The sequence below is a fragment of the Streptomyces sp. MAI_2237 genome (assembly GCF_054189285.1).
On the sequence record NZ_JAJPGQ010000001.1, the window covers coordinates 897,522 to 922,127 of the forward strand.

The following is a 24,606-nucleotide window of genomic DNA, read 5'->3' on the forward strand; positions in this document are numbered from 1 at the left end:
GGACTGGAGAGGAACCTGGACTGATACATCGTCAGGTCCGGCACCGTAGCAACGGGCGGGCGAGATGAGAACAGGTCGCACACGACTACGGCGCCCCTCCGAAGAGGGACGCCGTCGGTCGTCGTCGGGGACGGGGTGGTGACGTCGCCTACGAACTCGCGCTCGCCGACGGGCTGGGCGACGGGCTCGCCGAGGTGTCGGCCACCGCCACGGTCAGCTGGACGTCGAGCGTGGCGCCGCCCGCGGTGGTGATGCGCAGGACGAAGGTGCCTGTGGTGTCGTCCGCGTACATCTTGGGCAGCTGGAGCTTGCCGTCGGCGTCCGTCGCAAGACCCGTGAGGGTGCGGACCGTCTTGCCGTCCGCGTCCTTGAAGTAGGGGCCCTTGTCGTTCTCGGTGGCGTCGTCCTTGGACTTGATCAGCGTGGCGGTGACCGCCACCTTGTCCGCGACGGCGCTCTTGTAGGTGGCCTTCACCTCCACCTGGTCGGCGAACGCGCCGCCCGGGGTGCAGGTGAGCGCGGTGTCGCCGGTGCGGACGAGCGTGTCGGCGACGCGCTCGGTGACGGTGGCCCGGTAGTCCAGGCCGGCGACCGTACGGCCGACGACCGTCGCGCGGACGGTGAAGTCGCCGGTCTTCTCGCCGGCCCGCAGCGCGGGTGCCACGGCCACGCCGGAGCCGGCGGTGACGACCGTGGCCACGCTCTCGCCGCCGGCGAAGGTGGCGTCGGTGTCGCCGACGATCGTGAAGCGGACCCTGACCTTGGCGACGGCCTTGCCCGCCTTGGTGACGGCCTTGGTGCTGATCTTCTTGGTGAACTCGTCGCCCGCCATCGCGGTGAGCTGCGCGGTGCCCGCGTCCGCCAGGTGGTCCACCGTGTCGGTGGGCGTGGGCGTGGGCGACGGGGACGGCGGGGTGGACGGGCTCGGGCTGCCGCCGCCGTTGCCGCCCGGCGTCGGGCTGGGGCCCGGACCCGGCTTGGCGGGCTTGGAGGGCTTGGTGGTCGGCGGCTTGGGGGTCGACGGCTTGGATTTCTTGCCGCCGCCGGTGTCGCTGCGGTGGGAGGGGACCGTGCCGGTGCCGTCCGGGATGGAGTGGGTGCCCTTGCGGTAGTACTCCAGCCACGACAGGACGGTGTTCAGGTAGTCCTGCGAGTGGTTGTAGCTGAGGATCGCGCTGTTGAGATCCGTCTGGTCCGACAGGTCCCAGTCGCCTCGGCACAGGTAGTGGGCGGCGGCGAGGGCGGCGTCGTAGACGTTGTTGGGGTCCTTCTTGCCGTCGCCGTTGCCGTCGCGGCCCGCCCAGGCCCAGGTGGACGGGATGAACTGCATGGGGCCGACGGCCTGGTCGTAGGAGCTGTTGCCGTCGTACTTGCCGCCGTCGGTGTCCTTGATGAGCGCGAAGCCGTTGCCGTCGAGCTGCGGGCCGAGGATCGGGGAGAGCGTGGTGCCGTCCGCGCTGACGCGGCCGCCGCGGGCCTGTCCGGACTCCACCTTGCCGATGGCGGCGAGGAGTTGCCACGGCAGGTTGCAGCCCGGCTTGGCCTCCCGCATGGCCGTCTCCGCCTTCTTGTAGGCGTCGAGGACGGTCGCGGGGATGCCCGCCTCACCGCTGCCCTGCACCACGGGGGTGCCGGACGCGGACGGCGAGGGGCTGGGATTGGGGCTGTGGAGCGGCGGCAGGTCCGTGTAGTACGGAGAGTCGCCGGTCGCCGAACCCGCCTCGGCGGTCGCGTCGGGTGACGGGGTGGCGTCCGAGGCGGTCTGTCTGCCGTGGCCGTCGACCGTGACTCCGGGCGCCTGCGACGCGGACAGGGCCGCGACCGCCAGCGCCGCCACGGCGGCGGTCGCCGCCCCCTTGGCCATCCTCCTGCCGAACTGCGCCGCCATAAGGTGAACCCCTCCCGTGGACGCCCGAGCGCCCTTCTCTGTCTGCCTGCTCGCCTTGATGTGACGATCGACCCACGGGGCTGGTTGCCCTTGTGGGGCGATTGCTTCTTCTTTTCTTCGTCTGCTGGGCGCTGGTCTTCTGTGCTTCTGTGCTTCTGTTGTGTTTTACGGTTTTTCGTTCTCCGGGCGGTCCGCTGCCCGGTGCTGCGACCCAGGCGACCCTACGACAACTTGCTTGCCATGGGCACCCGTTCGTGCCCGCCATTCACCAGTTGGCCATCTACGGCCGGTGCCAGACCGGCCGACGTCCCTTCCGAGGAGCTCTGTTGCCGTTCACCCTGAGCCATGCGGCGGCCGTACTGCCCGCTGTCCGCGGCGACGGAAGGGGGCGGGGGCGGCTGGTTCCGGCAGTGCTCGTGGCCGGGTCCTTCTCCCCCGACATGACCTACTTCGCGGCGAGTGCCGTGCCCGGTGCGATGGAGTTCGGCTCCTTCACCCATTCCTTTCCGGGTGTTTTCACGGTCGACGTGGTCGTGGCCTGGGTGCTGGTCGGGCTGTGGCTGCTGGTGCGGGAGCCGCTCGTGGCGTTGCTTCCGCGGGCCCGGCAGGCACGGCCGGCCGCGCTGTCGCACTGCGGGGCGGCGCGCTCGCCGGTGGGGACGCGCGTGGCGGCCCGGTGGTACGCGTCCGCTGTTCTGGGGGCGCTGACGCATGTGGTGTGGGACGCGTTCACGCACGCGGACCGGTGGGGCATGCGGTGGTTTCCCGAGCTGGGCACGCGGATCGCGGGGTCGCCTCTGTACTGGTACCTGCAGTACGGGGGGTCCGCGGTGGCGGCCGTCGTGATCGGGGTGTGGGTGGCCTGGGCTCTGCGGCGGGTGGAGGTGACCGCGGGTTCCTCGGTGCCTGTGCTGAGCGGGCGGGATCGGTGGTGGGCCGCCGTCTTGATCGGGGGATGTGCCGTCGTCGCCGGGGTGCGGCGGGCCACCGTGTGGTGGGGGGCATGGGGGGCGCGGGCCCGGCCCTGGGAGCTGATTCCCACGCTCTGCTTCGGAGTGGGGGCGGGGCTGGTGCTGGGGGTGCTGCTGTACGCGATCGGCGTGCGGGTATGGCGTCCGGTACTGGACGGGGACAGCGGCCCGGAGCCGGTCAGCGTGGGGCGGAGCGGTGCCGGAAGCGGTCGGTGAGGTGGGCCGCGGCGCGGTGCAGGGTCCTGGCGAGGCTCGTCGCCAGGTCGGCGGGGTGGGCCGCGGCGCGATACAAGGCCGTGGCGAGGCTCGTCGCCAGGTCGGCGGGGTGGGCCGCGGCGCTATACAAGGCCGTGGCGAGGTCCGTCGCCAGGTCGGTGGGGATGCGGGCGGTGCTCGCGTCGGCCCGCGAAGACCGGGACCGGCGTGGACGGCTCGGCGGGGGCCGGTTCGGCATCTGCCTGCGCTGTCGCCGTGCGGCGCTTGAGCATGCGTATACCCATGCCCGCATCCTGACGGCGGGGGTGGCGGAGGGCGTGTTCGCGGGGGCCACGCGGGTGACAGGCGGGGGGCGGGCGGGGGCGCCTGTATGCGGGGCCGGGGGCAGGTGGGCCGAGGCCGGGTGGTGGGGTCCGGTGGTGGGGCCGGGGCCCAGGGCCGGTGGGTAGGGCGGTGTCGTGGGGGTGCGGCGAGCCCGCCGTCGACGGCGCGTCTGTCCGCTGAGACGCGCACCGTGTGCAGGACGCGTACGCGGCGGGCTGCGCCGCACCCCCACGACCCGCTCCCGTGCGTGCGCGGATGCGGAGCGTGGGGGGACGCCTGATCTTGTCAGTGCGCTGCTGACTCCCAGTCCGGGCCCGCGCCCACCGAGACGCCCAGGGGGACCCTGAGGTGGACCGCGTCGGACATTTCGCGGCGGACCAGTTCCTCGACGCGGGTGCGCTCGCCGGGGGCGATCTCCAGGACGACTTCGTCGTGGACCTGCAGGAGCATCCGGGACTTGAGGTCGGCCTCGCGCAGGGCGCCGTCCACGCGGAGCATGGCGATCTTGACGATGTCGGCCGCCGTGCCCTGGATGGGGGCGTTCAGGGCCATGCGCTCGGCCGCCTCACGGCGCTGGCGGTTGTCGCTGTTGAGGTCGGGCAGGTAGCGGCGGCGGCCGAACAGGGTGGCCGTGTAGCCGGTGGCCCGCGCCTCGTCGACCACGCGGCGCAGGTAGTCCCGGACGCCGCCGAAGCGCTCGAAGTACGCGTCCATCAGGGCCCGGGCCTCGCCGGCCTCGATGTTCAGCTGCTGGGAGAGGCCGAAGGCCGACAGGCCGTAGGCGAGGCCGTACGACATCGCCTTGATCTTGCGGCGCATCTCCGCGTCGACCGCGGTCTGCTCGACCGCGAAGACCTGGGAGGCGGCCGTGGTGTGCAGGTCCTCGCCCGAGGTGAAGGCCTCGATGAGGCCGGCGTCCTCGGAGAGGTGGGCCATCACGCGCAGTTCGATCTGGCTGTAGTCGGCCGTCATGAGGGACTCGAAGCCCTCGCCGACGACGAAGCCCCGGCGGATGGCGCGGCCCTCGTCCGTGCGGACCGGGATGTTCTGCAGGTTCGGGTCGGTGGAGGAGAGACGGCCGGTGGCGGCGACCGTCTGGTTGAAGGTGGTGTGGATGCGGCCGTCCGCCGCGATGGTCTTGATCAGGCCCTCGACCGTGACGCGGAGCTTCGCCTGCTCGCGGTGGCGGAGCATGATCACCGGCAGTTCGTTGTCCGTCTGGGTGGCGAGCCAGGCCAGGGCGTCCGCGTCGGTGGTGTATCCGGTCTTCGTCTTCTTGGTCTTGGGCAGGGCCAGTTCGCCGAAGAGGACTTCCTGGAGCTGCTTGGGCGAGCCCAGGTTGAACTCGTGTCCGGCCGCCGCGTGCGCCTCCTTCACGGCCTGCTGGACGGCGCCCGCGAACATCTGCTCCATTGCCTCGAGGTGGGCGCGGTCGGCCGCGATGCCGTGCCGCTCCATGCGGGCCAGGAGCGCGGAGGTGGGCAGCTCCATGTCCTGGAGGAGGTCGGCGGCGCCCACCTCCTGCAGGCGGCCGGTGAAGGCCTCGCCGAGGTCCAGGACGGCGCGGGCCTGGATCATCAGGGCCTCGGCCTCGGCGCCGTCGTCCGCGCCGAAGGCCAGCTGCCCGTCGGCGGCCGCGGCCGGGGCCAGCTCGCGGCCCAGGTACTCCAGGGACAGCGCGTCCAGGTCGAAGGAGCGGCGGCCCGGCTTGACCAGGTAGGCGGCGAGCGCGGTGTCCATGGAGACGCCGGCGACGCTCCAGCCGTGCTCGGCGAACACGCGCATGGCGCCCTTGACGTTGTGGAGAACCTTGGGCTTCGCCTCGTCCGCCAGCCAGGCGACCCACGCCCTCTCGTCGGCCTCGTCCAGCTGGGACGGGTCGAACCAGGCGGCCGGGCCGTCGGCCGTGGCGAGGGCGACCTCGGCGACCGAGCCGGTGCCGAGCGCCCAGGTGTCGACGGTGGCCACGCCGAGGGGCGCGTCCGCGTGCCCGGCGAGCCAGGGGGCGAGCTCGCCGGTGCCGAGGACCGTGCCGTCCAGCTCCACGCCGTCGGCGATCACCGGGGTCTCCTCGGCCTGGGCGGCGCCCGGGTCGACGGCCAGCAGCCGCTCGCGCAGGGAGGGGTTCCTGATCTCCAGGGTGTCCAGGACCATCGCGAGGGCCTTGCGGTCGTACGGGGCCCGCTCCAGGTCGGTGACCGCCTTGGGCAGCTCCACCGTGCGCACCATCTCGGTCAGGCGGCGGTTGAGCTTCACGGCCTCCAGATGGTCGCGGAGGTTCTGCCCTGCCTTGCCCTTGACCTCGTCGACGCGCTCGACCAGGTCGGCGAAGGAGCCGAACTGGTTGATCCACTTCGCGGCCGTCTTCTCGCCGACGCCGGGGATGCCCGGCAGGTTGTCGGACGGGTCGCCGCGCAGGGCCGCGAAGTCCGGGTACTGCGCCGGTGTCAGGCCGTACTTCTCGAAGACCTTCTCCGGGGTGAATCGGGTCAGCTCCGAGACGCCCTTCGTCGGGTACAGCACGGTGGTGTGCTCGCTGACCAGCTGGAAGGAGTCGCGGTCGCCGGTGACGATCAGCACCTCGAAGCCCTCGGCCTCGGCCTGGGTGGCGAGGGTGGCGATGACGTCGTCCGCCTCGAAGCCGTCGACGGCGAAGCGCGAGACGTGCATCGTGTCCAGCAGCTCGCCGATGAGTTCGACCTGGCCCCTGAACTCGTCCGGCGTCTTGGAGCGGTTCGCCTTGTACTCGGTGAACTCCTCGGAGCGCCAGGTCTTGCGGGAGACGTCGAAGGCCACCGCGAAGTGCGTGGGCTCCTCGTCACGCAGGGTGTTGGCCAGCATCGACGCGAAGCCGTAGATCGCGTTGGTCGGCTGGCCCGTCGCCGTCGTGAAGTTCTCCGCGGGCAGCGCGAAGAACGCGCGGTACGCCAGCGAGTGCCCGTCCATGAGCATGAGGCGGGGCCGCTTGCCGCCGGGGGTCGTCTCGGTCTTCTTCGATGCTGTCTCTGCCACGGACCCGATCCTGCCACGTGCCACTGACAGTCGGCCGCCATCAGGGGTCGCGGCACCTTCGGCGGCACTGTCGGCGACGCGTGCGAGGATCGAAGGCGTACCCACATGTGCAGGTGAAGGAGATGGCGCCATGGCCACCAAGCCGCCCAAGAGCGATCCGGTTCAGGACGCGCCGCAGGTCGCCGAACCGCAGCACGCGGCGGCGGGACTTCCGGCCATCGGCCACACCCTGCGCATGGCTCAGCGGCAGATGGGCGTGCGGCGCACCATGCTGACGCTGCTGAACGTCAACCAGAAGGACGGCTTCGACTGCCCCGGCTGCGCGTGGCCGGAGCCGGAGCACCGGCACACGGCGGAGTTCTGCGAGAACGGCGCGAAGGCGGTGGCCGAGGAGGCCACCCTGCGCCGGGTCACCCCGGAGTTCTTCGCCGCGCACCCCGTCGCCGACCTGGCGGGCAGGAGCGGGTACTGGCTGGGCCAGCAGGGACGGCTGACGCATCCCGTGTACCTGCCCGAGGGCGGGGACCGCTACGAGCCGGTGAGCTGGGAGCGGGCCTTCGACATCGTCGCCGAGGAGATCGCCGCGCTCGGCTCCCCGGACGAGGCGGTCTTCTACACCTCGGGGCGCACCAGCAACGAAGCGGCGTTCCTCTACCAGCTGTTCGCGCGCGAGCTCGGCACCAACAACCTGCCGGACTGCTCGAACATGTGCCACGAGTCGTCCGGGTCCGCGCTGTCGGAGACGATCGGCATCGGCAAGGGCAGCGTCCTGCTGGAGGACCTGTACAAGGCGGACCTGATCATCGTGGCCGGGCAGAACCCGGGCACCAACCATCCGCGCATGCTCACCGCGCTGGAGAAGGCCAAGGCGGGCGGCGCCCGGATCATCACCGTCAACCCGCTGCCCGAGGCCGGTCTGGAGCGGTTCAAGAACCCGCAGACGCCGCAGGGTGTGCTCAAGGGGGCGGCGCTCACCGATCTGTTCCTGCAGATCCGCATCGGGGGCGACCAGGCCCTCTTCCGGCTCCTGAACAAGCTGATCCTCGAGACCGAGGGCGCGGTCGACGAGGAGTTCGTCCGCGGACACACCCATGGCTACGAGGAGTTCGCGGCCGCGGCCGAGGCCGCCGACTGGGACGAGACGCTCGCCGCGACCGGTCTCGCGCGCGAGGAGATCGAGCGGGCGCTGGCCATGGTGCTCGCCTCGAAGCGCACCATCGTGTGCTGGGCGATGGGGCTGACCCAGCACAAGCACTCCGTGCCGACCATCCGCGAGGTGGTCAACTTCCTGCTGCTGCGCGGCAACATCGGCCGTCCCGGCGCGGGCGTGTGCCCGGTGCGCGGTCACTCGAACGTGCAGGGCGACCGCACCATGGGCATCTTCGAGCGCCCCGCGCCGGCCTTCCTGGACGCCCTGGAGAAGGAGTTCGGCTTCGCGCCGCCGCGGGAGCACGGCTTCGACGTCGTCGAGGCGATCCGTGCACTGCGCGACGGCCGGGCGAAGGTGTTCTTCGCCATGGGCGGCAACTTCGTCTCCGCCTCCCCCGACACGGAGGTCACGGAGGCCGCCATGCGGCGCGCCCGTCTCACGGTGCACGTGTCCACCAAACTGAACCGTTCGCACGTGGTCACGGGCGCGCGTGCGCTGATCCTGCCGACCCTCGGCCGAACCGAGCGTGATCTGCAGGGCGGCGGCGAGCAGTTCGTGACCGTCGAGGACTCCATGGGCATGGTGCACGCCTCCCGCGGGCGCCTGGAGCCGGCGAGCCGGCATCTGCTGTCCGAGCCCGCCATCGTGTGCCGTCTGGCCCGCCGTGTCCTGGGCGAGAGCAGCACGGTGCCGTGGGAGGAGTTCGAGAAGGACTACGCCACCGTCCGCGACCGCATCGCGCGGGTGGTCCCCGGCTTCCAGGACTTCAACGCGCGCGTGGCGCGTCCCGGCGGGTTCGCGCTCCCGCACGCCCCGCGCGACGAGCGCCGTTTCCCCACGAAGACCGGGAAGGCGAACTTCACGGCGGCTCCCGTGGAGTATCCCGAGCTGCCCGAGGGCCGGCTGCTGTTGCAGACGCTGCGCTCGCACGACCAGTACAACACCACGATCTACGGCCTCGACGACCGCTACCGCGGCATCCGCAACGGCCGCCGGGTGGTCCTGGTCAACCCGGAGGACGCGCGGCGGCTGGGTGTCGCCGACGGTGCGTATGTGGATCTCGTCGGCGAGTGGCGGGACGGGGTGGAGCGGCGCGCGCCGGGCTTCCGGGTGGTGCACTACCCGACGGCGCGGGGGTGCGCGGCCGCCTACTACCCGGAGACCAACGTCCTGGTCCCCCTGGATCACACCGCTGACACCAGCAACACCCCGGCCAGCAAGTCCGTCATCGTGCGTCTGGAACAATCGTCGACCGACTGAGCGTTTGCTCAGCAGGTTGCACGGCTGATCACGGACGAACGGAGCACGGCCCATGGGCGAGCAGCAGCACGTGAGGTTCCCGCAGGAGGTCATCGACGAGTACGCCGCCCTCGGCGTGGACCTGCCGGCCCTGTTCTCCGCGGGACACCTCGGGACGCGCATGGGCGTGCAGATCGTGGAGGCCTCGGCGGACCGCGTCGTCGGGACGATGCCGGTGGAGGGCAACACCCAGCCGTACGGGCTGCTGCACGGCGGCGCCTCAGCCGTCCTCGCCGAGACCCTCGGTTCCGTCGGTTCGATGCTGCACGGCGGCAGCTCCAAGATCGCGGTCGGTGTCGATCTGAACTGCACCCACCACCGGGGTGTGCGTTCCGGGCTGGTGACCGGGGTGGCGACGCCCGTGCACCAGGGGCGCTCGACGGCGACGTACGAGATCGTGATCAGCGACGAGGAGGGGCGGCGGGTGTGCACCGCACGGCTGACCTGCCTGCTGCGGGACCTGCGGCAGGGCGACGGGGTGCCGTCGGGCACCGCGGGCTGACGGCGGCTCGCCTCTGGCCCGACGCGGCGATCAGGCCATAGCGTCGTGCCATGAGAACGGGAGGAGCCACCCGGGCGGGGTTCGCGTTCGGCTTCGGGGTGGCGCTGATGCTGGTGACGGGCGGCCTGTGCGCGGGGTGCGGGGACTCGGGCTCCGCGGGCCGACCGTCTGCCGGACGTTCGGCCTCGCCCACGCCGGCCGCGACGACCACCTCGCCCGAGGACCTGTGCACCCGCATCGTCGCCCACTGGTCCCGCGAGGTGCTCGACAGCCACACCTACGGCGACTACCAGACGATGGGCCTGTCCAACGGGCAGTACGACATCCTGCGCGAGGTCGTCGACTCCGCCCGGGCGGAGAAGAAGAAGCACGGCGCCCGCGCGGCCGACGAGCTGATCGGCCGCGAGGCGCGGGCCGGCTGCCGCGACTGGTACCGCACCGGCGGGCCGAGCAACGGGCCCTGGTCATGAGCGGCGTCGGCCCCGTCGAGCCGGGCGAGGGCACCCGGGCCAGGGACCTCGCCGAGGACGACGCGCCCCTGCTCCCCCGCCGCCGCGGCCGGGTCGGGCAGTGGTACGACCGGCACCGCCGTGGCGCCCTCGCCGCGGCCGCGGCAACCGTGCTGCTCGCGACCGGCGGCTCGGTGTACCTGACCCGGCCGCACGCGCACGCTCCGGCACCGGCGGCGCCGCCGTACCCGTCCCAGGTCACGGACGTCACCTACGTCGAACCGGTGGCCACCCCCAAGGGCGTGCGCCCCCGGAGCTTCAGCTTCGCCGTCGCTCTGAGTGTCGAGTCCGGCCCGCCGGTCACCGTGCGTTCGATCAGCCAGCCCTACCCGGGGATCTCACTGACCTCGGAACCGCTTGCCCCGTTCACCGCACGGGCGGGCGGGGCCCGGAACGTCGTGATCACGATGCACGTCACGGATTGCCGGAAAGCGCCAGAAAGCGCAGGACTGCCTTTCCTGGACGTAACTCTGCGTAATAAGCGCGCAATAGAAGTCCACAGTTACATCCTCGGGCAGCGCTATGCGCAGAACCTCTCCATCGCCCTGCAAGGCATCTGCAAGCACCGTTCCAGGTAATTACCAAAAGCCTCGAAGCACATGACAGATGCCTGCGAGTCCTGCAGGTTCTCAGAATGCGGACTGGGCGAATCGGCCTGAATTCTGCTGTACTGCCCACAGAGCACCGCTCTGCATTACCTCGTGTCATAACGAAGGAGTCACAGCCTCCCCCAGACCCTCCTCGCAAGTTCCCCCACCCGCTTAGAGTCACGGCCAGTCACCGTGCAGCCGAAAAAGCACTTCGGCACGGCGCAGGGACTCGGTCACTTCCACGGGGAAGGGCCGTGCCAGGGAAAGGACTGATCGTGCGTCAACGTTCGCTCATCGCCATCACCGCCGCGCTGGCGGCGGGAGCACTCACCCTCACCGCCTGCGGCTCGCGCGACAGCGGCGACAAGAGCAGCTCCGGCAGCGGCGGCACCACCGTCACCATCGGAGTCGACGCCCCGCTGACCGGCGACCTGTCCGCGCTGGGCCTGGGTATCAAGAACTCCGCGGACCTCGCCGTCAAGACGGCCAACAAGGACAAGACCGTCAGCGGCGTCACCTTCAAGCTCGTCGCCAAGGACGACCAGGCGCAGGCCTCCTCCGGTCAGCAGAACGCCTCCGCCTTCGTCGCCGACAAGAGCGTCCTGGGCGTCGTCGGCCCGCTGAACTCCTCCGTGGCGCAGTCCATGCAGAAGGTGTTCGACGACGCGAAGCTGGTCGAGGTCTCCCCGGCCAACACCAACCCCGCGCTCACCCAGGGCGACGCCTGGCAGACCAAGAAGGTCCGCCCGTTCAAGTCGTACTTCCGCACCGCGACCACGGACGCCATCCAGGGCCCGTTCGCCGCCGAGTACATCTACAACACGGCCAAGAAGAAGAAGGTCTTCGTCATCGACGACAAGAAGACCTACGGCGCCGGCCTCGCCGCGACCTTCACGCAGGAGTTCAAGAAGCTCGGCGGTACGGTCGTCGGCACCCAGCACATCAACCCCGACACCAAGGACTTCTCCTCGGTCGCCACCCAGGTGAAGAACTCCGGCGCCGAGGCCGTCTACTACGGCGGTGAGTACCCGCAGGCCGGTCCGCTCAGCAAGCAGATCAAGGCGGCCGGTGCCAACATCCCGCTCGCGGGCGGCGACGGCATCTTCGACCCGACCTTCATCAAGCTGGCCGGCGCGAAGGCCACCGGCGACCTCGCCACCTCGGTCGGCGCCCCGGTCGAGACCCTGCCCTCCGCCAAGAAGTTCGTCGCGGACTACAAGGCGGGCGGCTACTCGGACGAGTACGGCGCCTACGGCGGCTACTCCTACGACTCGACCTGGGCGATCATCCAGGCCGTGAAGTCGGTCGTCGACGCCAACAACGGCAAGCTGCCCTCGGACGCCCGCGCCAAGGTCACCGCCGCCATGCAGAACGTCTCCTTCGACGGAGTGACCGGCAAGGTCTCCTTCGACGAGTTCGGTGACGCCACCAACAAGCAGCTCACCGTCTACGCCGTGAAGAACGGTGCCTGGGCGGCCGTCAAGTCCGGTACCTTCACCGGCTGACCCCACTCCCGCACCACTCACGAGCCGCGCGGGGCGCTGTTCCACTGGCGCCCCGCGCGTTCTCGCATCCGGCTCCATCCGTCGAAAATCATCCGAATAGTCTCGGAGGACATGCGGTGAACGAACTGCCGCAGCAGCTGGTCAACGGCCTGCTACTGGGATCCATGTACGGGCTGGTCGCCATCGGCTACACGATGGTCTATGGCATCGTCCAGCTCATCAACTTCGCCCACGGCGAGATCTTCATGACCGGAGCGTTCGGCGCTCTGACGGTCTATCTGTACGTCCTGCCGGACGGCACCTCCATGGCGGTCGCCCTGCCGCTGATGATCGTCGGCGCCATCATCGTCGCCGTCACGGTCGCCGTCGGAGCGGAACGGTTCGCCTACCGTCCCCTGCGCAACGCACCCCGTCTCGCCCCGCTCATCACCGCCATCGGCCTCTCGCTCGCCCTGCAGCAGGCGGTCTGGGCCTGGTACCCCGACGCGAAGTCCTCCGTGACGTTCCCGCAGATCGACGGCGGGCCGTTCCACATCGGTGACGTCACCATCCAGACCGGCGACATCTTCCTGCTGGTCGCCGCGCCCGTCAGCATGGCCGTCCTCGCCTACTTCGTCATGAAGACCCGCACCGGACGCGGTATGCAGGCCACCGCCCAGGACCCCGACACCGCCAAGCTCATGGGTGTCAACACCGACCGCATCATCGTGATCGCCTTCGCCCTCGGCGCCACCTTCGCCGCCATCGGCGGTGTCGCGTACGGCCTGAAGTACGGCGAGGTCAACTTCCGGATGGGCTTCATCCTGGGCCTCAAGGCGTTCACCGCGGCCGTGCTCGGCGGCATCGGCAACATCTACGGAGCCATGATCGGCGGCATCGTCCTCGGTATCGCCGAGACCCTGGCCTCCGCCTACATCTCCAACATCCCGGGCATGGAAAAGTTCGGCAGCCAGTCCTGGGCCGACGTCTGGGCGTTCGTACTCCTCATCCTCGTGCTCCTCTTCAGGCCACAGGGTCTGCTCGGCGAGCGCGTCGCGGACAGGGCGTGACACCGATGACCACACAGACCACCGCGCCCGAGACCCCGGGCACCCCCGCCGCTCCCGCCCCGGCCGGCCTCATCGGCATCCCGCCGCACGTCGGTCGCGCGCTCGCCGTCGGCGGCGGCGTGCTGACCATCATCTCCACCTTCATGTCGTGGACCTGGACGTCCGCCTTCCCCGGCGACCTCACGGTCTACGGCTACCCGGGCGGCCTGCAGGTCCTCGTCCTCATCGGCGGCGTGCTGACCACCCTCTTCGCGCTGGCCGGCTACGGCGTCAAGGGCCTGAAGTACGTCGTCCCCTCCGGCGGTGACGCGGCGCTGAAGTTCGCCGCGCTGGCCGCCTTCGCCACCGCCTGGTACACGGTCATCGCGATCAGCGTCGAGCTCGGCGGCGTCGTCAACCTCGACCCGGGCGGCTACATCGTGGCGATCGCCACGCTGGCGGCCTTCGTCGGCGCCCTGGCGCTGCCCTTCGAGCACCCCGCGCCCGACCCGATCGACCCCGACGACGACGCGTGGGAGCAGTTCAAGAACCGGTCCTCGCACAAGTGGGAGACCGTCAAGGCCGCCTTCTCCGCGCGTCCGCCGCGGTCCGTCGGCAAGCTCCCGACCTACGTCGAGATCCTGGTCATCGCCGTCGTCATGGCGCTCGGCCTGCTGGTCTTCACGTACGGCATCGGCACCCAGTACGACGAGCTGTTCGTCGGCTTCCTGATCACGGCCGGCTTCGGCTTCGCCGCCCTGAACAAGTCCGGTCTCGTCGCCCAGGCCACCGAGATCACCTCGCGGCACCAGACGATCACCGTCTGGGGCGCCTTCATCGCGGCGGCCCTGTTCCCCTTCACGCAGACCGACGACCAGTACGCGACCATCGGCGTCTACATCCTGATCTTCGCCACCGTCGCCCTGGGCCTGAACATCGTCGTCGGCCTCGCCGGCCTCCTCGACCTCGGTTACGTCGCCTTCCTCGGTGTCGGCGCCTACGCCGCGGCCCTGGTCTCCGGCTCCCCCAGCTCGCCGTTCGGGGTTCACTTCCCCTTCTGGGCGGCCGTCCTCGTCGGCGCCGCGGCCTCGCTGGTCTTCGGTGTCCTCATCGGCGCGCCGACCCTGCGACTGCGCGGCGACTACCTGGCCATCGTGACGCTCGGCTTCGGTGAGATCTTCCGCATCACCGCCAACAACCTCGACGGCACCTCCGGTCCGAGCCTGACCAACGGCTCCAACGGCATCTCCTCGATCCCGAACCTCACCATCCTCGGGTTCGACCTCGGCGCGCCGCACACCATCGCGGGCTTCACCATCGGCCGGTTCGCCAACTACTTCCTGCTGATGCTGCTGATCACGGCCGTCGTCGTCCTCGTCTTCCGGCGCAGCGGCGACTCCCGTATCGGCCGCGCCTGGGTCGCCATCCGCGAGGACGAGACCGCCGCGCTGGCCATGGGCATCAACGGCTTCAGGGTGAAGCTGATCGCGTTCGCCGTCGGCGCCTCCCTCGCGGGTCTCGCCGGTACGGTGCAGGCGCACGTGACCTACACCGTCACCCCCGAGCAGTACCAGTTCGCCGGGCCCATCCCGCCGAACTCCGCCTTCCTGCTCGCCGCGGTCGTCCTCGGCGGCATGGGCACCATCGGCGGTCCGCTGATCGGCGCCTCCCTGCTCTACCTGATCCCGAACAAGCTCCAGTTCCTCGGCGACTACCAGCTGTTCGCCTTCGGTGTCGCGCTCATCCTGCTGATGCGCTTCCGCCCGGAGGGCCTCGTCGCCAACCGGCGCCGCCAGCTGGAGTTCCACGAAGAGGCCGAAGCGCCCACAGTCCTCAGCAAGACAGGGGCCTGACCACACATGACCACCGACACCACCACCCAGGGCACCACCCCGGGCGCCACCGCCCCCGGCCAGGTCGTCCTCGACGCCCGCGGCGTGACGATGCGCTTCGGCGGTCTGACCGCCGTGCGCAATGTCGACCTGACCGTCAACAGCGGCGAGATCGTCGGCCTCATCGGCCCCAACGGCGCCGGCAAGACGACCTTCTTCAACTGCCTGACCGGCCTCTACATCCCCACCGAGGGCGAGGTCCGCTACAAGGACGCGGTCCTGCCTCCGAAGTCCTTCAAGGTCACCGCGGCCGGTATCGCGCGCACCTTCCAGAACATCCGTCTGTTCGCCAACATGACGGTCCTGGAGAACGTGCTCGTCGGCCGCCACACCCGGACGAAGGAAGGTTTCTGGTCCGCCGTCCTGCGCCTCCCCGGCTTCCACCGGGCGGAGAACGCCTCGCGGGAGCGGGCCATGGAGCTGCTGGAGTTCGTCGGCCTCGCGAGCAAGGCCGACCACCTGGCCCGCAACCTCCCCTACGGCGAGCAGCGCAAGCTGGAGATCGCGCGCGCCCTCGCGAGCGAGCCGGGCCTGCTCCTGCTCGACGAGCCGACCGCCGGCATGAACCCGCAGGAGACGCGGGCCACGGAGGAACTCGTCTTCGCCATCCGTGACATGGGCATCGCCGTCCTCGTCATCGAGCACGACATGCGGTTCATCTTCAACCTCTGCGACCGCGTCGCCGTGCTCGTGCAGGGCGAGAAGCTCGTCGAGGGCGACAGCGCCACCGTGCAGGGCGACGAGCGGGTGATCGCCGCCTACCTCGGCGAGCCCTTCGACGGCTCGCCCGGCGACGACGAGGCCGCAGAGGTCGACGCCGCCGAAGTCCACGCCGACGCCCCGAGGGACGCCGCGCCCGGCAAGGAGAACGACCGATGACCGCACTCCTGGAGGTCGAGGACCTCCGCGTCGCCTACGGCAAGATCGAGGCCGTGAAGGGCATCTCCTTCAAGGTCGAGGCGGGCGAGGTCGTCACCCTGATCGGCACCAACGGCGCCGGCAAGACCACCACGCTGCGCACCCTGTCCGGGCTGCTCAAGCCGGTGGGCGGCCAGATCAGGTTCAACGGCAAGTCGCTGAAGAAGACCCCCGCCCACCAGATCGTCTCCCTCGGCCTCGCGCACTCCCCCGAGGGGCGGCACATCTTCCCGCGCATGACGATCGAGGACAACCTGCGTCTCGGCGCGTTCCTGCGCAGCGACCGGGCGGGCATCGAGAAGGACATCCAGCGCGCCTACGACCTCTTCCCGATCCTGGGAGAGCGCCGCAAGCAGGCCGCGGGCACCCTCTCCGGCGGTGAGCAGCAGATGCTCGCCATGGGCAGGGCCCTGATGTCCCAGCCGAAGCTGCTGATGCTCGACGAGCCCTCCATGGGTCTGTCGCCGATCATGATGCAGAAGATCATGGCGACGATCGCCGAGCTGAAGTCCCAGGGCACGACCATCCTGCTGGTCGAGCAGAACGCCCAGGCGGCGCTCTCGCTCGCCGACCACGGTCATGTCATGGAGGTCGGCAGCATCGTCCTGTCCGGCACCGGGCAGAACCTGCTGCACGACGAGTCGGTCCGCAAGGCCTACCTCGGCGAGGACTGAGTCCTCGGGCGGTACGACGAGGCCCGCGCCCCCGGTTCTCCGGGGACGCGGGCCTCACTGCTGTCGTACGGGAGGTCAGGCCTTGCCGGCCTTCTTCTCGTCGGCGTCCTGGATGACGGCCTCGGCGACCTGCTGCATGGACATCCGGCGGTCCATGGAGGTCTTCTGGATCCACCGGAACGCGGCCGGCTCGGTCAGGCCGTACTCGGTCTGCAGGATCGACTTCGCGCGGTCGACGAGCTTGCGGGTCTCCAGGCGCTGGGTGAGGTCGGCGACCTCCTTCTCCAGCTCCTTCAGCTCGGTGAACCGGGACACGGCCATCTCGATCGCCGGGACGACGTCGCTCTTGCTGAAGGGCTTGACGAGGTAGGCCATGGCGCCGGCGTCCCGGGCCCGCTCGACCAGGTCCCGCTGCGAGAAGGCCGTGAGCATCAGGACCGGGGCGATCCGCTCCTCGGCGATCTTCTCGGCGGCGGAGATGCCGTCGAGCTTGGGCATCTTCACGTCGAGGATGACGAGGTCGGGCTGGTGCTCGCGGGCGAGTTCGATGGCCTGCTCGCCGTCGCCGGCCTCGCCGACGACGCTGTAACCCTCTTCCTCCAGCATCTCTTTGAGGTCGAGCCGGATGAGGGCCTCGTCCTCGGCGATGACGACACGGGTCGTCAGCGGAGGCACGTGCGACTTGTCGTCGTCGGGCGCGTCTACGGGCTGGGGCGACTCGGGGGAGGTCACGGGGGCTCCTTGTTCAGGGCAGGGGTACTGCTGACAAGAGCGTACCCAGCTGCGGTAAGGTGGGGGCACGGCGGGTGACCGCCGACCTTTGTTTCACAGGGAGCCCCGGTAGCCCAGCGGTAGAGGCAATGGTCTCAAACACCATCCAGCGTCGGTTCGAATCCGACCCGGGGTACTTTTCCTTCTCTTCCAAGGTCGCCTTTTCGGCGGCTTTTCACTTGGGCCGGTCGTCCTCTCCGATGTGGTGAACCCGCACCATGTTCGTCGCGCCCGGAATTCCGGGCGGTGAACCCGCGGTGACCACCACGATGTCGCCCTTTTCGCAGCGGCCGTATTTCAGCAGAAGTTCGTCCACCTGGTGGACCATGGCGTCCGTGGAGTCCGCGTGGGGACCGAGGAAGGTCTCCGCGCCCCAGGTCAGGCTGAGCTGGGAGCGGGTGGCCGGTTCCGGGGTGAAGGCCAGCAGCGGGATCGGCGAGCGGTAGCGGGACAGGCGGCGGGCGGTGTCGCCGGACTGGGTGAAGGCGACCAGGAACCGGGCGCCCAGGAAGTCGCCCATCTCGGCGGCCGCGCGGGCCACCGCGCCGCCCTGGGTGCGCGGCTTGCTGCTCTCGGTCAGCGGCGACAGTCCCTTGGCGAGGACGTCCTCCTCCGCGGCCTCGACGATCCGCGCCATCGTCCGGACCGTCTCGACGGCGTACTTGCCGACACTGGTCTCGCCGGAGAGCATCACCGCGTCCGTGCCGTCGATGACCGCGTTGGCGACGTCCGAGGCCTCCGCACGCGTCGGGCGGGAGTTGTCGATCATCGAGTCCAGCATCTGCGTCGCCACGATCACCGGCTTGGCGTTGCGCCGGGCGAGCGCGATGGCCCGCTTCTGGACCATCGGGACCTGCTCCAGGGGCATCTCGACACCCAGGTCGCCGCGCGCGACCATGACCCCGTCGAAGGCGGCGACGATGTCGTCGATGGCGTCCACGGCCTGCGGTTTCTCCACCTTGGCGATGACGGGCAGGCGGCGCCCCTCCTCGTCCATGATGCGGTGCACGTCCTCGATGTCCCGGCCGCTGCGGACGAAGGACAGCGCGATGAGGTCGGCGCCGGTGCGCAGCGCCCAGCGCAGGTCCTCCTCGTCCTTCTCGGACAGGGCGGGCACGGAGACGGCGACGCCGGGGAGGTTGAGGCCCTTGTGGTCGGAGACCATTCCGCCCTCGACGACCCTGGTGCGCACGCGGGGGCCGTCGACGGCGGTCACCTCCAGGCAGACCTTGCCGTCGTCGACGAGGATGCGCTCACCGGCAGTGACGTCGGCGGCGAGGCCGGCGTAGGTGGTCCCGCAGGAGTGGCCGTCGCCCTCGGCGCCCTCCTCCACGGTGATGGTGAAGGTGTCGCCGCGTTCAAGGAGTACGGGACCCTCGGCGAAACGGCCGAGCCGGATCTTCGGGCCCTGAAGGTCGGCGAGGATGCCGACGCTGCGGCCGGTCTCGTCGGCGGCCTTGCGGACGCGCCGGTACCGCTCCTCGTGCTCGGCGTGCGTGCCGTGGCTGAGGTTGAGTCGGGCGACGTCCATTCCCGCTTCGACCAGGGCCTTGATCTGGTCGTACGAGTCGGTCGCGGGTCCCAGAGTGCAGACGATCTTTGCTCGGCGCATGATTCGACCCTAGGGCTTACCGGCGGGTAGGGAATTGGTCGTGAATGACTACTCAACAACCTCTGAGTGAAAGGCTGTTGACAAGTAATGAATTGTGCGCGGGGGTGCTCCTATGAGCATTCCGCGATTTCCTAGAGGGCCGGCGGAGCCATGGTGAACCGGGCGTTCACCGCAGCCTGGACGGTCTGCCGCTGGGGTTCGAGGTCGAGCGCGGCGGGCGCGTCCTCGGCACCCGCCCCGTAGGCCATGGAGCGCATCCGGGCGCGGTAGGGCTGGGCGTCCTCGGCGCCGATGTCCGCCAGTTCCACGAGGGCGACGAGCGAGGTGCCGAGCGCCTCGGCGTACTCCCTGGCCCGCTGGACCGCCTCCCGCACCGCCTGCTGCCGGGCCTCCCGGTGGGCAGGGGAGCCGGGGCGCAGCGCCCACCACGGACCGTCCACCCGGGTCAGTTCCAAGTCGGCCAGTCGGGTGGTCAGTTCACCGAGGGCGGTGAAGTCGGTGAGCTCGGCGGTGATGTGGACGCGCCCGTGGTAGGCGTGGACACGCTCCCCGCGCCCCTTGTCCTTCAGTTCGGGACTGACGGACAGGGCGCCGGTCTCGACGTGCTCCACGGCCTCGCCGTAGGACTTGATGAGTTCCAGGGCCGCGGCGTTGCGGCGGGTGAGGTCGTCGAGGGCGGCCCGGCGGTCCCTGCCGCGGGAGGCGACGGTGACGCCGATGCGGGCGATCTCGGGGTCGACTTCGAGGTGGGCCTCGCCGCGGACGGCGATGCGGGGGGCGTCCGGGGTGCCGTAGGGGGCAGGGCGCGGGTCGTCCGATGCGGGGGTGGTCATACGCCCCACTCTGTCACTCCCCGACCGGGCGCCGGGGCGGGTCGGCGCGAGAGAGGTCACCGGATCGCAACCTGGCGGGTCTGTTGCCGGTTGCCATGCTCGGGTCAGAATCTACGCGCGTTGTTGACCGTTTCCCGAGGAGATCCAGACATGCCCTTGAACCGGCGGAAGTTCCTGAAGAAGTCGGCCGCGACCGGAGCGGGGGTGGCGATCGCGAGCGCGGCGGCGGCTCCGTCGGCGCAGGCGGCGCCCGAGACGCCGGGGAAGAGGCCCGCCAAGCGGTACTCGCTCACCGTCATGGGCACCACCGACCTGCACGGGCACGTCTTCAACTGGGACTACTTCAAGGACGCGGAGTACACCGACAAGGCCGGCAACGCGCAGGGCCTGGCCCGCATCTCGACGCTCGTGAACCGGCTGCGCGAGGAGAAGGGCCGCTGCAACACCCTGCTGCTGGACGCGGGCGACACGATCCAGGGCACCCCGCTGACGTACTACTACGCGAAGGTGGACCCGATCACCGCCGAGGGCGGCCCGGTGCACCCCATGGCGCAGGCCATGAACGCGATCGGGTACGACGCGGCGGCCCTGGGCAACCACGAGTTCAACTACGGCATCGAGACCCTGCGGAAGTTCGAGGAGCAGCTGCGCTTCCCGCTGCTCGGGGCGAACGCGCTGGACGCCAAGACCCAGAAGCCCGCCTTCCCGCCCTACTTCATCAAGAAGTTCCGGGTGCCGGGGGCGCCGCCGGTGAAGGTCGCGGTGCTCGGTCTGACGAACCCGGGCATCGCGATCTGGGACAAGGCCTATGTGCAGGGCAAGCTCCAGTTCCCGGGGCTGGAGGAGCAGGCCGCCAAGTGGGTGCCGAAGCTGAAGTCGATGGGCGCGGACGTGGTGATCGTGTCCGCGCACAGCGGCTCGTCCGGCACGTCCTCCTACGGCGACCAGGTGCCCTACGTCGAGAACTCGGCCGCGCTGGTCGCGCAGCAGGTGCCGGACATCGACGCGATCCTGGTGGGCCACGCGCACGTGGAGATCCCGGAGTTGAAGGTCACCAACACCAAGACCGGGAAGCCGGTGGTGCTGTCGGAGCCGCTGGCGTACGCGGAGCGGCTGTCGGTGTTCGACGTCGAGCTGGTCTTCGCCAAGGGGCGGTGGACCGTGGAGTCGGTGTCGTCGAAGGTGCTGAACTCCAACACGGTCGCCGACGACCCGAAGATCACCAAGCTGCTGGCGGACGAGCACGCGAAGGTCGTCGAGTACGTCAACCAGGTCGTCGGTCGGGCGACCGAGACGCTGACGACCGTCGAGGCCCGTTACCAGGACGCACCGATCATCGACCTGATCACCAAGGTGCAGGAGGACGTGGTCAAGGCGGCGCTGGCGGGCACGCAGTACGCCTCGCTGCCGGTGATCGCCCAGGCCTCGCCGTTCTCGCGGACGTCCGAGATCCCGGCCGGCGACGTCACCATCCGGGACCTGTCGTCCTTGTACGTGTACGACAACACGCTGGTCGCCAAGCTGCTGACGGGCGCCCAGATCCGGGCCTACCTGGAGTACTCGGCGGAGTACTTCGTGCAGACCGCACCGGACGCGGCCGTCGACGTGGAGAAGCTGACCAACGCGAACAACCGCCCGGACTACAACTACGACTACGTGTCGGGGCTGTCGTACGACATCGACATCGCCCAGCCGGCCGGTTCGCGGATCAAGAACCTCACGTTCGGCGGGGCCGCGCTGGACGACGCGCGGCAGTTCGTGTTCGCGGTCAACAACTACCGGGCCAACGGCGGCGGCGCCTTCCCGTACGTGGCGACCGCGCAGGAGCTGTGGTCGGAGTCGACGGAGATCCGTACGCGGATCGCGGAGTGGGTGACGGCGAAGGGCGTGCTGGACCCGAAGGACTTCGCGTCGGTGGACTGGAAGCTGACGAGGAACGGCACGCCGGTCTTCTAGATCGTCGTCCGGAAGCTCTCCTGCCTGCCGTCCACCAGCGGGGTGAGGACCTGCGCCTGTCGTGCCTGGGGCACGACGGGCGCGGGCGGCCGCTGTTCGTCGAGTCCGAAGGTGGTGAAGGCGGTTCGCCCGGGCAGCGGGTAGACGTCCTCGCCGCTCAGGGTGTTGAGGATGGCGGCGCTGCGCCAGGCGGCGAGGCCCAGGTCGGGGGTGCCGACGCCGTGGGTGTGGCGTCCGGCGTTCTGGACGTACACCGAGCCGGTGACGGAGGGATCGCAGACCAGGCGGAAGGACTCGTCGACCCGGGGGCGGTCGCGGCTGTCGCGGCGCAGGTAGGGGTCGAGGCCGGCGAGCATGCGGTCGAGGGGGCGCTCACGGTAGCCGGTGGCGAGCACGACGGCGTCGGTGGTGAGGCGGGACCGCGTGCTCTGCTGGGTGTGCTCCAGGTGGAGTTCGACCTTGGTCGTCGCGATCCGGCCCGCCGTGCGGACGCGGACGCCGGGGGTGAGGACGGCGTCGGGCCAGCCGCCGTGCAGGGTGCGGCGGTAGAGCTCGTCGTGGATGGCGGCCAGGGTGCCGGCGTCGATGCCCTTGTGCAGCTGCCACTGGGTGGTGACCAGGCGGTCGCGGACGCCCTCGGGCAGGGCGTGGAAGTAGCTGGTGTAGTCGGGCGTGAAGTGTTCGAGGCCGAGCTTGGAGTACTCCATCGGCGCGAAGGCCTCGGTACGGCCGAGCCAGTGCAGCCGTTCGCGGCCCGCGGGGCGGGTGCGCAGCAGGTCGAGGAAGATCTCGGCGCCGGACTGGCCCGCGCCGATCACCGTGACGTGGCCGGCGGCGAGGATCGTGTCGCGGTGGGCGAGGTAGTCGGCGGCGTGGAACACCGGGACGGCCGGCGCCTCGACGAGCGGCCTGAGCGGGTCGGGCACGTACGGCTCGGTGCCGATGCCCAGGACGACGTTGCGCGTGTAGGTGCGGCCCAGGGCTTCGGCCTCCCCGTCACTGTCGAGCTGGGTGAAGTCCACCTCGAACAGGTCGCGTTCGGGGTTCCAGCGCACGGCGTCGACCTGGTGGCCGAAGCGCAGGCCGGGCAGCCGCTCGCTGACCCAGCGGCAGTAGGCGTCGTATTCGGCGCGCTGGATGTGGAAGCGCTCGGCGAAGTAGAAGGGGAACAGGCGGCCGCGGTCCCTGAGGTAGTTGAGGAAGGTCCACGGGCTGGTGGGGTCGGCGAGGGTCACCAGGTCGGCGAGGAAGGGGACCTGGATGCGGGCGCCGTCGATGAGCAGGCCCGGGTGCCAGTCGAAGGAGGGGCGCTGGTCGTAGAAGACCGCGTCGAGCCCTGTGAGGGGCTCTGCGAGGGCGGCGAGGGAGAGGTTGAAGGGGCCGATGCCGATGCCGACCAGGTCGCGGGGGGCGTCGGGCTCGTGGTGCGGGGGGTGGGGGGTGGGGGCGGTGCTCATCGGCGGGTGTTTCCTTCCACGAGGTCCTGCGCGCGTTCTTGGCGTGCTTCTCCTGCTCGGAGGGCTTCCGCGACGGCCGTGAGCAGGGTGGTCAGGTCGGCCGGTCGGGTGTGGGGGTTGAGGAACGTCGCCTTGAGCCAGAGGCGGCCGTCGAGGCGGGCCCGGCCGAGGACGGCGCGGCCCCGCTCGAGGAGGCGCCTGCGGACGGCCGCCACCGTGTCGTCGGGGGCCTGGGCGGGCCGGAACAGGACCGTGCTGATGGTGGGGCGGTCGTAGAGCTCGAAGCCGGGTTCGCGGTGGACGAGCTCCGCGAACTCCTGGGCGCGCGCGCAGACTTGGTCGACCAGGGCGCCCAGGCCCGTGCGCCCGAGGGCCTTGAGGGTGACGGCGGTCTTCAGGACGTCCGGGCGGCGGGAGGTGCGCAGGGAGCGGCCGAGGAGGTCGGGAAGGCCCGCCTCGATGTCGTCGGGGGCGTTGAGGTAGTCGGCGCGCTGGCGCAGGACGTCGAGGTCGCGGGCGTCGCGGACGGCGAGGAAGCCGGCGGGGACCGGCTGCCAGCCGAGCTTGTGCAGGTCGAGGGTGACGGTGTGGGCGTCCGCCAGGCCGGTGAGCAGGTCGCGGTGGCGAGCGCTGAACAGCAGGCCCCCGCCGTAGGCGGCGTCGACGTGCAGCCGGGCGTGGTGCGCCCGGCACAGGCCCGCGATCTCGGGCAGCGGGTCGACGAGGCCGGCGTCGGTGGTGCCCGCGGTGCCGGCGACGAGCCACGGTCCGGGGACGGTGCTGAGGGCCTCGTCCAGGGCGGCCGGGTCGAGGGTGCCGGCGGGGGCGGGCACGATCACCGGCTCGGGCAGGCCGAGCAGCCGGGCGGCACGGGGCAGCGAGTGGTGGGCGTCGGCCCCGCAGACGAGGCGGACCCCGGCGCCGAGGGTCTCGCGGGCGAGGAGCAGGGCGAGCTGGTTGGACTCCGTGCCGCCGGTGGTGACCAGGGCGTCGGCGTCCTCCGCCGGGCGCGTGCCCTGGTAGACCTCCCTCGCCAGTGCCCGGGTCACGAGGGCTTCCAGTTCCGAGGCCGCCGGCGCCTGGTCCCAGGAGTCCAGGGACGGGTTGAGCGCGCTCGCGGCGAGGTCGGCGGCGACGGCAACGGCGAGCGGCGGACAGTGCAGATGGCCGGCGCAGAGGGGATCGGCCGGGTCGGCGGCGCCCGCGGCGAGGGCGTGCACGAGGGTGCGCAGGGCGTCCGGGTCGCCGTCGTGCGGCAGTACGTCGCCCACGGCGGCCCGCGTGCGCGCGGCGACGGCGTCGGGTCCTCCGGGGGGCAACGGGCCGCCGCGTTCCCGTGTGCCGAGGGCGAGGGCGTCGAGCACGGTCGCGAGCAGGGGGCGCAGGGCGTTCGGGCCGGCCGGGCCCGAGGCGAGGCTCGGTGTGCTCATGGGTTCCTCCGGGACGCGCGAGCAGAGGGAGTTCCAGCTTGTACGCGGATGGGCGCGCGTGCCCGAAAA

Annotated in this window: 19 protein-coding genes and 1 tRNA gene; 12 read left to right on the plus strand and 8 right to left on the minus strand. The window is 70.6% G+C overall.

Translation table 11 applies throughout. The features are described 5' to 3' along the window. Nucleotides 1–148: 148 nt before the first annotated feature. Entirely contained in the window at nt 149–1,888 is a 1,740-nt protein-coding gene (locus LN251_RS04210; RefSeq protein ID WP_458243141.1) for a lytic transglycosylase domain-containing protein, read from the minus strand. Nucleotides 1,889–2,214: 326 nt separating this feature from the next. Here LN251_RS04210 and LN251_RS04215 point away from each other — a divergent pair, with 326 nt between their 5' ends. Next, nucleotides 2,215–3,075 (plus strand): DUF4184 family protein, encoded by an 861-nt coding sequence (locus tag LN251_RS04215; RefSeq protein WP_458243142.1) that lies wholly within the window; start codon nt 2,215–2,217, stop codon nt 3,073–3,075. Here LN251_RS04215 and LN251_RS04220 read toward each other — a convergent pair. Then, the gene (locus LN251_RS04220) at nt 3,038–3,313 is read right to left on the minus strand and encodes a hypothetical protein (RefSeq protein ID WP_458243143.1); all 276 of its coding nucleotides are present in this window, start codon (nt 3,311–3,313) and stop codon (nt 3,038–3,040) included. The genes LN251_RS04215 and LN251_RS04220 overlap by 38 nt on opposite strands. A gap of 371 nt (nt 3,314–3,684) precedes the next feature. Further along, nucleotides 3,685–6,411: a DNA polymerase I gene (gene polA / locus LN251_RS04225; protein ID WP_458243144.1), complete on the minus strand. Its 2,727-nt coding sequence runs from the start codon at nt 6,409–6,411 to the stop codon at nt 3,685–3,687. Nucleotides 6,412–6,541: 130 nt separating this feature from the next. On the opposite strand from polA, the gene LN251_RS04230 reads away from it, so the two are divergent. The 9 genes from LN251_RS04230 to LN251_RS04270 all read left to right on the plus strand — a co-directional run bounded on the left by LN251_RS04230 (nt 6,542) and on the right by LN251_RS04270 (nt 16,478). Beyond that, a complete protein-coding gene (locus tag LN251_RS04230) occupies nt 6,542–8,821 on the plus strand; it encodes an FdhF/YdeP family oxidoreductase (RefSeq protein WP_458243145.1) in 2,280 nt (759 codons plus the stop codon). A gap of 52 nt (nt 8,822–8,873) precedes the next feature. Then, nucleotides 8,874–9,362, plus strand: a complete 489-nt coding sequence (locus LN251_RS04235) for a PaaI family thioesterase (RefSeq protein ID WP_058925934.1) — start codon at nt 8,874–8,876, stop codon at nt 9,360–9,362. Nucleotides 9,363–9,412: 50 nt separating this feature from the next. Continuing rightward, entirely contained in the window at nt 9,413–9,832 is a 420-nt protein-coding gene (locus tag LN251_RS04240; protein ID WP_458243146.1) for a hypothetical protein, read from the plus strand. Beyond that, nucleotides 9,829–10,449, plus strand: coding sequence for a Tat pathway signal sequence domain protein (locus LN251_RS04245; protein WP_458243147.1), 621 nt, complete (start codon nt 9,829–9,831; stop codon nt 10,447–10,449). The genes LN251_RS04240 and LN251_RS04245 overlap by 4 nt, the downstream gene beginning before the upstream one ends. A gap of 287 nt (nt 10,450–10,736) precedes the next feature. Beyond that, nucleotides 10,737–11,966, plus strand: coding sequence for a branched-chain amino acid ABC transporter substrate-binding protein (locus LN251_RS04250; protein ID WP_458243148.1), 1,230 nt, complete (start codon nt 10,737–10,739; stop codon nt 11,964–11,966). Nucleotides 11,967–12,082: 116 nt separating this feature from the next. Beyond that, complete coding sequence (locus LN251_RS04255; protein ID WP_385239523.1) at nt 12,083–13,015, plus strand: branched-chain amino acid ABC transporter permease; 933 nt, start codon at nt 12,083–12,085, stop codon at nt 13,013–13,015. A 5-nt stretch (nt 13,016–13,020) separates the two neighbouring features. Continuing rightward, nucleotides 13,021–14,847 (plus strand): branched-chain amino acid ABC transporter permease, encoded by a 1,827-nt coding sequence (locus LN251_RS04260; RefSeq protein ID WP_458243149.1) that lies wholly within the window; start codon nt 13,021–13,023, stop codon nt 14,845–14,847. Between the two features lie 6 nt (nt 14,848–14,853). Continuing rightward, nucleotides 14,854–15,765, plus strand: a complete 912-nt coding sequence (locus tag LN251_RS04265; protein WP_458243150.1) for an ABC transporter ATP-binding protein — start codon at nt 14,854–14,856, stop codon at nt 15,763–15,765. Continuing rightward, a complete protein-coding gene (locus tag LN251_RS04270) occupies nt 15,762–16,478 on the plus strand; it encodes an ABC transporter ATP-binding protein (RefSeq protein WP_458243151.1) in 717 nt (238 codons plus the stop codon). Before LN251_RS04265 ends, LN251_RS04270 begins: the two co-directional genes overlap by 4 nt. A gap of 75 nt (nt 16,479–16,553) precedes the next feature. On the opposite strand, the gene LN251_RS04275 is transcribed toward LN251_RS04270, so the two are convergent. Next, nucleotides 16,554–17,210: an ANTAR domain-containing response regulator gene (locus tag LN251_RS04275; RefSeq protein ID WP_249834702.1), complete on the minus strand. Its 657-nt coding sequence runs from the start codon at nt 17,208–17,210 to the stop codon at nt 16,554–16,556. Nucleotides 17,211–17,312: 102 nt separating this feature from the next. Here LN251_RS04275 and LN251_RS04280 point away from each other — a divergent pair. After that, a tRNA-Leu gene (locus LN251_RS04280) sits at nt 17,313–17,385 on the plus strand. A gap of 39 nt (nt 17,386–17,424) precedes the next feature. Here LN251_RS04280 and pyk read toward each other — a convergent pair. Together pyk and LN251_RS04290 are read right to left on the minus strand one after the other, a co-directional pair. Beyond that, nucleotides 17,425–18,861 (minus strand): pyruvate kinase, encoded by a 1,437-nt coding sequence (gene pyk / locus LN251_RS04285; protein ID WP_458243152.1) that lies wholly within the window; start codon nt 18,859–18,861, stop codon nt 17,425–17,427. 131 nt (nt 18,862–18,992) lie between these two features. After that, nucleotides 18,993–19,694: an SIMPL domain-containing protein gene (locus LN251_RS04290; protein ID WP_458243153.1), complete on the minus strand. Its 702-nt coding sequence runs from the start codon at nt 19,692–19,694 to the stop codon at nt 18,993–18,995. A 150-nt stretch (nt 19,695–19,844) separates the two neighbouring features. Between LN251_RS04290 and LN251_RS04295 the strand changes: the two genes are divergently transcribed. Next, complete coding sequence (locus tag LN251_RS04295; RefSeq protein WP_458243154.1) at nt 19,845–21,650, plus strand: bifunctional metallophosphatase/5'-nucleotidase; 1,806 nt, start codon at nt 19,845–19,847, stop codon at nt 21,648–21,650. On the opposite strand, the gene LN251_RS04300 is transcribed toward LN251_RS04295, so the two are convergent. Then, nucleotides 21,647–23,107 (minus strand): lysine N(6)-hydroxylase/L-ornithine N(5)-oxygenase family protein, encoded by a 1,461-nt coding sequence (locus tag LN251_RS04300; protein WP_458243155.1) that lies wholly within the window; start codon nt 23,105–23,107, stop codon nt 21,647–21,649. The two genes, LN251_RS04295 and LN251_RS04300, sit on opposite strands and share 4 nt — an antisense overlap. Next, nucleotides 23,104–24,537, minus strand: a complete 1,434-nt coding sequence (locus LN251_RS04305) for a pyridoxal phosphate-dependent decarboxylase family protein (protein WP_458243156.1) — start codon at nt 24,535–24,537, stop codon at nt 23,104–23,106. The genes LN251_RS04300 and LN251_RS04305 overlap by 4 nt, the downstream gene beginning before the upstream one ends. Between the last annotated feature and the right edge of the window lie 69 nt (nt 24,538–24,606).